Source organism: Sphingobium cloacae (assembly GCF_002355855.1).
Taxonomy (GTDB): domain Bacteria; phylum Pseudomonadota; class Alphaproteobacteria; order Sphingomonadales; family Sphingomonadaceae; genus Sphingobium; species Sphingobium cloacae.
In genome coordinates, this window is the sequence record NZ_AP017655.1 from 420,854 (window position 1) to 433,170 (window position 12,317).

General features: G+C 62.9%; 5 protein-coding genes and 2 pseudogenes. All 7 read left to right on the forward strand.

Annotated features, from left to right (window positions below; genetic code table 11):
- Positions 1-111: 111 nt before the first annotated feature.
- A complete protein-coding gene (locus SCLO_RS02230; protein WP_231923322.1) occupies positions 112-6,597 on the forward strand; it encodes a glucoamylase family protein in 6,486 nt (2,161 codons plus the stop codon).
- Between the two features lie 75 nt (positions 6,598-6,672).
- Positions 6,673-7,722: pseudogene (gene istA, locus SCLO_RS02235) on the forward strand (IS21 family transposase); the annotation flags it as partial.
- A gap of 150 nt (positions 7,723-7,872) precedes the next feature.
- A complete protein-coding gene (gene istA, locus SCLO_RS02240) occupies positions 7,873-9,135 on the forward strand; it encodes an IS21 family transposase (protein ID WP_096362064.1) in 1,263 nt (420 codons plus the stop codon).
- Entirely contained in the window at positions 9,132-9,992 is an 861-nt protein-coding gene (istB, locus tag SCLO_RS02245; protein WP_066522470.1) for an IS21-like element helper ATPase IstB, read from the forward strand. Before istA (SCLO_RS02240) ends, istB (SCLO_RS02245) begins: the two co-directional genes overlap by 4 nt.
- A 79-nt stretch (positions 9,993-10,071) precedes the next feature.
- Positions 10,072-10,539 (forward strand): annotated as a pseudogene (locus SCLO_RS02250) (IS21 family transposase); the annotation flags it as partial.
- Positions 10,526-11,254 carry an IS21-like element helper ATPase IstB gene (istB, locus tag SCLO_RS02255; RefSeq protein WP_096362194.1) on the forward strand — a complete coding sequence of 243 codons (729 nt, stop codon included), beginning with the start codon at positions 10,526-10,528 and terminating at the stop codon, positions 11,252-11,254. The pseudogene SCLO_RS02250 and the gene istB (SCLO_RS02255), both read left to right, overlap by 14 nt.
- Before the next feature lie 211 nt (positions 11,255-11,465).
- The gene (locus SCLO_RS02260) at positions 11,466-12,299 is read left to right on the forward strand and encodes a universal stress protein (protein WP_013846845.1); all 834 of its coding nucleotides are present in this window, start codon (positions 11,466-11,468) and stop codon (positions 12,297-12,299) included.
- Positions 12,300-12,317 lie beyond the last annotated feature (18 nt).

The window sequence follows — 12,317 nt, forward strand, 5'->3', positions numbered from 1 at the left end:
GAGGAGCGCGATCCGCTCGCCGGGGCGGCGGAGGAGGTCGCCGACCGTCATCGCCTGACAGGACTGCTCGGCAAGTCGGTGCCGCTGCCCGCATGGGCGCATCTCGAGGAGATGAAGACCTGGCTGAGGCAGGCCCGACAGGCGGCCGCCAAGGCCGACAAGCGCGCAGGCGCCGCGGCTGAATGGCTGCTCGACAACGATTATCAGATACAACGCGCCATCCTGCAGATCCGCGAGGATCTTCCCGGAGAGTTCTACGCGAAACTTCCGGCGATCTCCGGGGACGGGCTCGGTCGCCCTCGCGTGCATCAGCTTGCCCATGCCTTGCTGCAGGCTTCTCACCTGCAGGTCTCGCTGAATGGCGCGGTGCTGTTCGTAGAGCAATATCAAAAGAAGATGCCGCTCAGCATCGCCGAGACCTGGGCCTTCCCGACCATGCTGCGCATAGTCTGCCTGGAATTGCTCATCGGAGGTTTCAGCCACCTCTTCCCGGAGGTCGAGCCGCCCTTTGAGATCGTCGAGACGCCCGACACGGCGATGGTTGGTTTTGACGATACGGAATGCGTCGCGCGCGCAATCGCGAACCTTGGCGTGATCGCGACGATTCAATGGAACGACTTCTTCGATCGAACGAGCCAGGTCGAAGCCATCCTCCGGCGCGACCCGGCAGGCGTCTATCCACATATGGACTTCGATACGCGCGATCGATATCGCCATGCGGTCGAGCAGCTTGCCGACCAGTCGGGACTCCCGGAATGGGATGTCGCCGAGCGTGCCTTGCGCCAGTGCTATAGCAGCGACGAAGCGCCATCGGGCCATGTAGGCTTCTGGCTCATCGATATCGGACGGCCTGCCTTTGCCGACGCGATCGATCCTCGTCCATGGACGCCGGGCTCGATATTGCGACGCGCGCTGCGTTATCCAGGCCTGCTTTATGCAGCCGCCTTGCTGCTCGCGGGCCTTGCGGGCTTTGCTCTACCCGCAGCCTATCTGGTTTCCACCGGCGCCACCGCCGGATCCTGGCTTCTAGGGATCGCGCTCACCCTGCTACCCGCATCGATCCTGAGCATCACCTTCGTCAATTGGCTCGTGACCCACATCGTTCGGCCGAACGTACTCCCCAAGCTCGATTTCAAGGACGGCATCCCCGAAAGTTCGGCGACGGCAGTCGTGATGCCTGTCTTGGTCGCGCGATTGTCGGATATCGCGCCGCTGCTTCGGCGCCTGGAGGCACACCGCCTTTCCAATCCCGATGCCGCGCTCGAATTCGTGCTGCTCAGCGATTTCGCCGATGCGTCACAGGAAAGTGTCTCGGTCGATGCCGATATCGTTCGCGCGCTGACCAGCGGGATCGAGGAACTCAACGCGCGCTTTGCCAATGCCAAGGGACATGGGCCGTTCCATTTGCTGCATCGGCCACGACGGTTCAACGCGGCCCAGGGCTGCTGGATGGGCTGGGAGCGAAAGCGCGGAAAGCTTGAGCAGTTCAACGCCTTCATCCTGAACGGAGATGCGTCCCCCTTCAATGTGACCGTCGGTAGCATCGAACGGTTGCGGCGATGCCGTTTCGTGATGACGGCCGATGCCGATACCAGGTTGTCGGCCGGCATCGTCCGGCGACTGGTGGGGACGCTATCTCATCCCCTTAACCGCGCCCACTTCAACGCTGCGACCGGCGCGGTCGAACGAGGATATACGGTTCTTCAGCCGCGCGTTGAGCTGGCGCCGGAAGCGACCGGCCAATCCTTGTTTTCGCGCCTCTATGGCGGTGACACGACCATCGATATCTATTCGCGCGCCGTATCCGACGTCTATCAGGATTTGCTCGGCACAGGCGTCTACGTGGGCAAGGGCCTCTATGATGTGGCGGCCTTTCATCGGAGCCTCGAAGGGCGCGTTCCCGAGAATACACTTCTCAGCCATGACCTGTTCGAAGGACTGCACGGGCGAGCGGCGCTGGTCAGCGATGCGATCGTTTATGAGAGCTTCCCGACCAGCTATCTCGACTTCACCTGGCGCTGGCACAGATGGGTCCGTGGGGACTGGCAGATCCTGCCATGGCTCTTTCCCTTCGTGCCCGGCGGCGATGGCCGATGGCTGCGCAACCGGCTCGGCTGGTTCGATCGGCTGAAGATATTCGACAATTTGCGGCGCAGCATAATTCCAGCGAGTATTGTGGCGCTGCTGGTGGGTGGATGGTTTCTTCTCCATGGGCAGCCCTGGGTCTGGACCTTGCTTGCCGTCATCGCGCCCGGTGCATATCTCTTTACGGACCTCGTGACCGGCCTCGCGCAGGGCCGCCGCCGCGGCGTCATGCAGAACCTGCTGCGACGTCTGGCGGATCACGCGGGTCGCTGGTTTCTCGCTATCGTCTTTCTCGTCAGTGACGCGATGATAGCGCTGCATGCCATTGCCATCACCCTATGGCGTCTCCATTCGGGCCAAAGAAAGCTCGAATGGACGTCGGCCGCCCACATGGCGACGCGCAACGCGGCGCGACATCCGCGACTGGCGGCATGGCGTGACATGGCCGCCTCTCCGGTGTTCGCGCTGATCATCGGCGCGGGTCTGTTCCTTGCGGCGCCCGCTTCCCTGCCTGTCGCGGCTCCCCTGCTGCTGCTCTGGTTCATTGCGCCTGAGATCGCGATCCGGATCAGCCGTCCGATTGAGCCGGCAAAGGACACGCTGTCCGAAAACGATCGAAAGTTCCTGAGACTGATGGCGCGGCGCACCTGGCTCTTTTTCGAGACCTTTGTGCGCCCCGAGGACAACTGGCTGCCACCCGATAACTATCAGGAGCCGCCCGACGAGGAAATCGCGCACCGAACCTCGCCGACCAACATCGGAATGATGATGGTATCGGTCCTCACTGCCTGGCGCCTCGGACATATCGGCCTCAACGAGGTTGCGACACGGCTTCACAACACGCTCGATACGTTGGATCGCCTGGACCGCTACCGCGGCCATATTCTCAACTGGTACGAGACGAGAACGCTCGCGGCCCTGGAGCCCCGATATGTTTCGACCGTCGACAGCGGAAATCTCGCGGTCAGTCTGATCACCGTCGCGCGAGCCCTTCAGGAAGCCAGAAGCTTGCCACCGGTCGCCACGGATTTGTGGCGAGGGTTTGACGACAATATCGAGTTGCTCGCCGAAGCGATTGCGACGATCGACCTCGAAGCGGCCTCCGCCGCCGGCTCGATCCTTGAGGCTATGCGGGAAACCGCCCGCAGGATTGAGGAAGGGAGGCAAGACTGGGCCGAGAGGATCGACGATCTCCTGTCGATCGATCTTCCTCGCCTGCGCGAGCAGATTACCCTGATGGCCGAAAGCGTCGGCGAGGATGAAATCGCCTCCCTGCGGAATGTCCAAGCCTGGCTGGAGCGGCTCGAACATCATCTGTCCGGCATGCGGCGAGACCTTCGGCTGTTCTCGCCCTGGTGGGAGACGCTCGCGGCGCATCCGGCAGAGTGTTCGAACGTCGCGGCAAAAGTCGCCGACCTGTTGGCGAACGACCGGCTGCCGTCCACGCACGCGGGCGCCGCGGCAGCAATTGGCGTCCTCAATGCGGCGAGAGACCAGCTACCGGCGGAAAGCCGGCAATGGGCGCACGATCTCCAGGCGGCGATCGAGGAAGGCCAGGCGGCCCGGCAAGCGCTTCATGACCGCCTCGATGACCTCTCCAGTCGCGCTAACGCCGCCGCGCACGCCATGGACTTCTCGTTCCTGTTCGATGCCGGCAGCCGGCTCTTTCATATCGGCTACAATGTGAGCGCCGATCGAATAGATCCGCACCACTACGATCTGCTCGCCAGCGAAGCACGCCTCGCCAGCTTTTTCGCCATCGCGAAGGGCGACATAGAGCCTCTGCACTGGTTCCATCTCGGGCGGCCCATCACCAAGCAGCACGCAGGCCTGGCGTTGATATCGTGGAACGGCTCGATGTTCGAATATCTGATGCCGAACATCTTCCTGCAGAGCGATCCCCAAACCCTGCTCGGAATGAGTGACCGGACCGCGATTGCTATCCAGATCGCATTCGGGCGGTCACATGATATGCCTTGGGGTATTTCGGAGTCGTCCTTCGCATCGATGGGCGAGGACCGCGTCTACCGATATCACGCATTCGGCGTCCCTGCGCTCGGCCTCCAGCGAGGTCTGGGGCGCGATCTGGTTATCAGCCCCTATGCGACGGCGCTGGCGCTGACGATCCGGCCCGCGCTGGCGACGCGCAACCTTCAAACTCTGGCGGATCTTGGCCTCATCGGCCGATACGGATTTTTCGAAGCGGTCGACTTCACGCCCGAGCGGGCGCCTGACGGTGAACGCTTTGCCGTCGTGCGCTCCTACATGGCTCATCATCATGGCATGAGCCTTGCCGCGCTCGGAAACGCGTTGTGCGATGACATGCTCGTGCGCTGGTTCCACACCGATCCTCATATCCGCACCGTCGACCTGCTCCTTAACGAAAGGATTCCATGGGAGCTGCCGCCCGAGATCGCGCGGCTTGAGGTTCGTGAGCCACAGCCGGAACCCGACGAACTGATTCCGGGCCTTTACGGCTGGGCACCCACTCGGCGCCGTGGGGAGCACGCGTGGCAGATTCTCGGCAATGGCCGGCTTTCGAGCCGCATTCGGACAGACGGTGCAGGTGGGCTGAGCTGGAACCAGCATGCCCTGACCCGTGGGGACGCAGGTTTCTGGATCTATCTGCACGACCGGGATGCAGATGTTACCTGGTCGGCAACGGGCGGCCCCTTTTCTCGACCCGAAGACGCGCCGGAGGTGATCTTCCAAGCGCATCAGGTGGAGTTCCACCAGCGCGCCCACGGCTTGTCGGTCACGACAACGATCAATGTCGCCAATGCCGACGACCTGGAGATCCGGCGTGTCGCTCTTGTCAATGATAGCGATAAGCCCCGGACCATCGAAGTCACGGGCTACGCGCAGATCGTTCTGGCTCCGGCCCAGGACGCGGCGCGCCACCCTGCCTTCAGCAAGCTGTTCGTGGGGGCGGAAGCCTTGCCTGGCAATGACGGCCTGCTTTTCACGCGGCGGCCGCGCAGTTCGGCGGAACGTCCGCCCGTCCTGCTGACCCGTGTGATCGGGGATGAAGATGGCGTTACCCTGCTCGGTCTCGAAGCCGATCGCAGCGCTTTCATCGGACGATATGGGTGCCCCAGGCGGCCCGCATTGTTGACCGGGGAACTGCCTGGTGGCCCGCTCGGCTGGACGCTTGATCCGATCTGCGCGATCAGGATGACGGTGGAACTGCCTCCGCGCGCGCGACGTGAATTCGCCTTCGTCACCATTGCGGCTGGATCCCGGCAATCGGCCCTCGAACTTGCCGAGCGCTTTACCACCCTGCCGTCACTCGACTGGGCTGTGAGCGATACGGCAAGTGCGGCGGCGCGCGAGATGCACAAGCTGGGCCTGCAGCCGCACATCGTGCCGCAGGCGCAGGCGTTGCTGTCCACTCTTCTCACCAGAGCGGCAGAGCCGGGATCGGCCGGCGCGCGCACATTTCGGCGCGGGGACCTTTGGGCGCTCGGGATATCGGGCGACCATCCTATTTTGATGCTGCGTTCCGGAACCGCGGAGCAGCAGGACCTGCTTCGACAGCTTCTCTCCTTCCACAAGCTCATGCGGCAGCGTGGTATGCCGATCGACCTGGTGGTGACGCATGAAGGAACGTCGGGCTATATCGAGCCCGTCCGCGAGCGTCTTCTGGAAGTGCTGAAGGATGCCGGGCTACAGGATCGCCTTGGCACCCATGCCGGGATACACCTCGTCGGCATCGGTCCATCCGATGGCGAGCGGGCGGCGCTTCTCGATCAGGTTGCCCGCCTCATCCTTGACGAAGCCGGCGGCAGCCTAGTCGACCAGCTTGCGCGATACGACCAGCCGCCGCATCCGGGCCCGCTGTTCGCGCCGGTCGGGGCGAACTCCGGTACAATCATGACGGCGCCCGTACCGCGCCCGGCTGATCTGCAATTCGATAATGGGTGGGGAGGCTTCGATCCGGATACGGGCGACTATACTATCTATCTGGAACCCGGTGCGCCGACCCCTGCGCCCTGGGCCAACGTCCTCGCCAACGACGGCTTCGGGACGATCGTGACCGAGGGCGGTCTGGGCTTCACCTGGGCGATAAACAGTGGTGAAAACCGTCTCACGCCGTGGTTCAACGACCCTGTCGAAGATCCTCAAGGCGAACGCCTTTATCTGCGCGATGAGGAAAACGCACGGCTCTGGACGCCGACGCCGCTTCCGGCCGGTGGAGACACGGCATGCCGCATCGATCACGGCCCCGACCGTACGTCCTGGCACCGGCATAGCGAAGGCCTTGAACAGGAGCTCTCCGTCATCGTGCCGACGCACGACACCGTGAAGCTTGTCCGGCTTCGCTTGCGTAATCAGTTGCCGCGTCCGCGCCGGATCACGGCTACCTACTATGCCGAATGGCTGATGGGCGCTGTGCAAGGAGAACAGGCGCCCCTGCGCCGCTCATTCTATGATCCGATCTCGCACGCGATTCTCGGCCAAAATCCCTGGACTGAGGATCAGCGTGCAATAGGCACCCCCTTCGTGGGGTGATCGGCGTGCAAAAAGGACCCCTTCATCCCGGGGATTTAGTCGGCCGACTGGTTTTGATCAGTTGGCGAGAACGGGATGTTGATCGTGGAGACAGTGGTTCGGATTCGGCGTGAGCATGCAGGGGGGAAGGCGATCAAGGCGATCGCGCGCGACCTTCGTTTGTCGCGGAAGGTAGTCCGCAAGGCGATCCGGTCGCCGGAGGCGGCGTTCAACTATCAGCGCAAAGTCCAGCCGCTGCCGCGGATCGGTCCTTATCAGGATCGTCTCGATGCGCTGCTTGAGGAGAACGAGGGGCGCGGCCGCCGCGATCGGCTACGGATGACGCGTATCCATGACCTGCTGGTGCGCGAGGGGTTCGATGGATCCTATGATGCGGTGCGCCGCTATGCGGCGCGCTGGCGTGCTGCGCGGCGGAAGGATGCTGGCGAAGGCGCACCGGCGTTCATCCCGATGACCTTCCAGCCGGGTGAGGCCTACCAGTTCGACTGGAGCCACGAGGATGTGGAGATCGCCGGCAAGCCGATGCGGGTGAAGGTGGCGCATATGCGTCTCTGCGACTCGCGCGCACCCTATGTCCGGGCCTATCCGCGCGAGGGCCAGGAGATGCTGTTCGATGCCCATGCCCGGGCGTTCGCGTTCTTCGGCGGTGTGCCGCGACGCGGTATCTACGATAATATGAAGACGGCGGTGACGGCCGTGTTCACCGGCAAGGAGCGTGTGTTCAACCGCCGCTTCCTGATCATGACCGATCATTACATGGTCGAGCCGACCGCCTGCTCGCCGGCGGCGGGATGGGAGAAGGGCCAGGTCGAGCAGCAGGTCCAGACGATCCGAGGCCGCTTCTTCCAGCCGCGACTCCGGTTCGCCAGCCTGGCCGAGCTCAACGGGTGGCTGGAGGCCGAGTGCCGGCGCTGGGCCGAGCATCATGCCCATCCCGAACGCGGGGATATTACCGTCGCCGAGGCGCTGGATATGGAGCGACCGGCCCTGCAGCCGATCCTGGCACCGTTCGACGGCTTCCATGAGAGCGAGCATGCCGTCACCGGCACCTGCCTCATCAGCTTCGATCGCAACCGCTACTCGGTCATGTCGACGGCCGCACGCCGGACCGTTCAGGTGCGCTCCTGTCATCGGTCGTGCAATTCTCCGCAAAAGTGGGCTTTGAAAATTCCCTAGTTGGTGGCCCCTTCATCTCATTCTGCCGGGGCTAGCCCCGGCAGAATGAGATGAGCCGACATTGTCCTCATCTCCTTTGCAGACGCGGAGACGGGGCCGATGATCCGACTTGGAGAATTGATGATGATCCTCGAACTACATCGGCAGGGCGTATCGATATCCGCCATTGCCCGACGCACTGGTCGCGATCCCAAGACCATCCGAAAATATATCGAACGGGGCATCGAGGCCCCGGTTTACGGCCCTCGCATGCTGGGTCGACCGAACAAACTGGCACCCTATCTGGAATTTTTGCGTGAGCGAGTGACGGCCTTTCCCGATCTGACTGCGGCGCGCCTGACGCGGGAAATCCGTGAGCTGGGATATATGGGCGCCTATACCGCGGTAAAGCGGTTCCTGGCAGCGATCCGGCCGGAAAACGGCCCCAAGCCCTTTGAGGTTCGGTTCGAGACGCCGCCTGGCGTGCAGGCACAGGTCGACTTTGCCCGGTTCGTCGTCGAATTTACCGATGAGCCCGGCGTCAGCCGGATCGTCTGGCTGTTCAGCCTGGTGCTGGGACATTCGCGCTTCCTGTTTGCGCGCTACGTCATGCATCAGGATCTCCAAAGCCTGTTGCGCTGTCATATGCAGGCCTTTGAAGCGCTCGGCGGCGTCCCGATCGAGATCCTCTACGATCGCATGAAAACCGCTGTGACCGGGGAAGATGATCAGGGCCACATCATCTACAATCGATCATTGCTGGCTCTGGCCGGGCATTATCGCTTCGTGCCGCGCGCCTGCCGTCCCTATCGGGCCAAGACCAAGGGAAAGGTCGAGCGGCCATTCAGCTATATCCGCAAGGACTTCTTCCTGGGCCGGAGCTTCCGCAATCTGGACGATCTCAATGTCCAGCTGATCGACTGGCTCGATACCGTCGCCAACGTCCGTGTCCACGGCACGACGCAGCGGATTATTGCTGAAGCCTTCGCCGCCGAGCAGCCTGAGTTGCAGCTGCTCCCGGCGGGCCGCTTTGACGCTGTTCTGAAGCTGGAGCGCCGCGTCAGCCACGATGGGATGGTCTCGGTCGGCGGCAATTACTACAGCGTTCCCGATCGCACCCGGCGCGTCGTCGAAATCCAGCAGTTACCCGACAAGATCCGGATCGTAGACCTGGGCCAGGTCATTGCCGAGCACCCGGTTCTTGAGGGGCGTCGGCAGTACAGGATCGATCCTGCGCATCGGACAGGCAGCAGCGGCGCCAAGCGCCGTATCCATGGCAAAGAGGTAATCGCCATCGGTCGTGTAGGCGAGCATGTCGCCGTGCGCTCCCTGGCCATCTATCAGGCGATCGGCAGCCAACTGGCGCGGGGAGACCGGCCATGAACCATGGGGGTGCCGCATCCCGCGTCGATAATATCCGCCGCAGCCTCGTCCATCTCAAAATGCCACGCGCCCTGGAGATGCTCGACGCCACCCTGCGCGGCATAGAGCAGGGCAAAATCGATGGCATCGAGGCCATCGACATATTGCTGAACGAAGAACTGTCGCTCCGGGAGAACCGCAGGATCAAGGCAGCCCTGCGCATGGCAAGGCTGCCGATCATCAAGACGCTGGACGGATATGACTTCTCCTTCCAGCCATCGCTCGACAGGAACCGCATCCTGGCGCTCGCTGGCCTGGACTTCATCAACCGGGCCGAGGTGGTGCATCTGCTGGGCCCGCCCGGTACCGGGAAAAGCCATATCGCCACGGCCCTTGCCGTCGAGGCCGTGAAGGCGGGCAAGAGCGTCTACTTCATCCCGCTCGCCGATCTGATCGCTTCACTGACCAAGGCTGAACGCGAGGGCACGTTGCGCGAGAAGATCCGCTTCCTATGCCGATCCTCCCTGCTCGTCGTCGACGAGATCGGGTATCTTCCCGTCACGCCCGGCGGCGGCAATCTCTTCTTCCAGCTCGTCAACGCCCGATACGAAAAGGGTGCCATGATCCTGACATCCAACCGCGGCTTCGCCGAATGGGGTGATGTCTTTGGCGATCCGGTGGTGGCCACCGCGCTGCTCGACCGCCTTCTTCACCACGCTGTGGTCATCCAGATCGAGGGCTCCAGCTATCGCATGCGACAGCACGCCGACCTCCTGCCCGAGCATGCGCGCATGGCACCGTCCATCAACCCGCCGCCCTTGCCGAAACGGCGCGGCCGCCCGCCAGCAAAGGAAAAGCCCGATCTCCATCACGGCTGATCACCGACACAAACCCTCCCGCCAAACTAGGGAATTTTAGATGCCCACTTTTGCGGAATCTTCGGTGCCCGTTGACAGCTCCTATGCCGATCGCATCGTCATACGCTGCGGCGATGCGATCGTCGGGGAGCATGAGCGCCACTTCGGTCGGAACCGCACGATATACGATCCCTGGCATTATCTGCCGGTCCTCGCGCACAAGCCCGGCGCGCTGCGTAACGGCGCACCGTTCCAGGACTGGGATCTGCCGCCCGCCCTGCACCGATTACGGCGAAGGCTCGGCACCGGGGACGAGGCCGATCGCAGGTTCGTGCGGGTCCTCTCGGCGGTGCTCACCGATGGCCTGGAGCCGGTAGAGGCTGCCGTGCGCGAAGCGTTGGCGAACGGAACGGCCAGCGACGAGCTGATCCTCAACATCCTCTCCCGGCGCCGCGAGCCGGCGACACCCCACAGCATCGTCACTTCGGAAGACCGGATGCTGCAGCATCCTCCGCTCGCCGACTGTGCCCGCTATGATCTGCTGCGAGGCTATGATGCAGCGGCATGATATGATCGACACGATGCGCGGCCTCGGACTCAAGGGCATGGCGGCGGCGTTCGACGAGGCGGTCACCACCGGCCTCCAGCGCAAGCGCACCACCATGGAGATACTGACCGACCTGCTCCGTGCTGAGGCGACCCACCGGGATGCAGCCTCCATCCGCTATCGGATGACGGCTGCGAGGCTGCCCGTGGTGAAGGACCTGGAGCGGTTCAGCTTCGAGGGCACACCGATCAATGAGGAGATGATCCGCTCCCTTCACGATGGCTCCTTCCTCCCGCCTCGCCGCAATATCGTGCTGGTCGGCGGCACGGGGACAGGCAAGACCCACCTCGCCATCGCGATCACCGCCAATGTCGTGCGAAGGGGCGCTCGCGCCCGCTACTTCAACACCGTCGATCTGGTGACACGCCTCGAAGAGGAGACCCGGATCGGCAAAGGCGGGACCCTGGCGGCGCAGCTGTCGCGGCTCGATCTGATCGTGCTCGACGAGCTTGGATATCTGCCGTTCGCACGCTCGGGAGGGCAGTTGCTGTTCCACCTCATCAGCAAGCTTTATGAGCGCACCAGCGTCATCATCACCACCAACCTTGCCTTCGGCGAGTGGCCTACCGTCTTCGGGGATCCCAAGATGACTACGGCGCTGCTCGACCGCGTCACCCACCACTGCGATATCATCGAGACGGGCAACGACAGCTGGCGCTTCAAAAACCGCAGCTGACCGCTACCTTCGGCGCCTTCAAAAATCTATCTTGCGCTGCGCGCGCCTCCGGTCGGGCTACGCCCGCCCTCCGCCGCACGCAGCGCAAGGCCATCTTCAACAAACCAACATCATATCCGAAAAAGGGGGTCCCTCTTCGACGCCGATCGGGGGTCCCTTTTGAACGCCGTTTGACAGTGCGGTCATCAATGGCCGGGGCCATGATGCGATCATGAGCAGCATTTCACAGATCAAACATGTGCTCGTCGTCGTGGACGGTGCAGAGCATTCCCTGACCGCCGTTGATCAGGCGCTTGCCTATGCCGGTATGCATGAAGCGGCGCTTACGATCGTCGTCGTGACCGAAAATCTCGCATTCGCCGCGGCGGCTGATGCGATGGCTTTCGCGCAGGCCATCACGGTATCCGAGGACCAGCGCGACGAACATCTGGCGGCCGTTCGCGAACGAACCAGGAATACCGCGATCGAAGTAGAGGTTCACTCGGTGTTCGAGGCCAGCGGGCTGATACCCGGTCTCGTGAAGGCTGAAGGCCAGTACGCGGATATCGCGCTGATTCCGGGTGTCGGGCGCTGGCAAAGGGATGGCTTGAGGCGCCGTATCTCCGAGGCGCTTCTGTTTACGGGCGTGCCGACGGTCATTTTGCCGGCCTCCTGGAATCCTGGTCCCATCGATCACGCCGTATTGGGCTGGAACGCATCACTTGAATCGTTCCGCGCCGCGAGGGCGCTTCTCAATCTGGCCGAACCCGATGCCCGTATCGACGTTGCGATTGTCGATGATCCGGGTGTCGAATCCGGGGAGCACCGGGGCGGTGTCCAGATCGCCCGCCTTTTCGCGCGACATGGCCATAGCGGCGGCGTTTGTCCGATCAGCTCATCCGGTAAGGATACGTCGGCTGTCCTTCAGAATTACGCAGTGGAGCAGAAAGCCGATGTGCTCGTGATCGGTGGCTATGGGCGTTCGCGCGCACTCGAGTTCGTGCTTGGCGGCGTGACGCGGGAACTGATCGATCATCAGCGCCTGCCGATCGTTTTCGTACACTGACTGGCGAACCCGTCTAAC

What these genes read in the sequence shown, in the direction of transcription:
- istA (WP_096362064.1), top strand. Translation starts at nt 7,873, where the DNA reads ATGATCCGACTTGGAGAATTGATGATGATCCTCGAACTACATCGGCAG.
- SCLO_RS02230 (WP_231923322.1), top strand. Translation starts at nt 112, where the DNA reads ATGAAGACCTGGCTGAGGCAGGCCCGACAGGCGGCCGCCAAGGCCGAC.
- istB (WP_066522470.1), top strand. Translation starts at nt 9,132, where the DNA reads ATGAACCATGGGGGTGCCGCATCCCGCGTCGATAATATCCGCCGCAGC.
- SCLO_RS02260 (WP_013846845.1), top strand. Translation starts at nt 11,466, where the DNA reads ATGAGCAGCATTTCACAGATCAAACATGTGCTCGTCGTCGTGGACGGT.
- istB (WP_096362194.1), top strand. Translation starts at nt 10,526, where the DNA reads ATGCAGCGGCATGATATGATCGACACGATGCGCGGCCTCGGACTCAAG.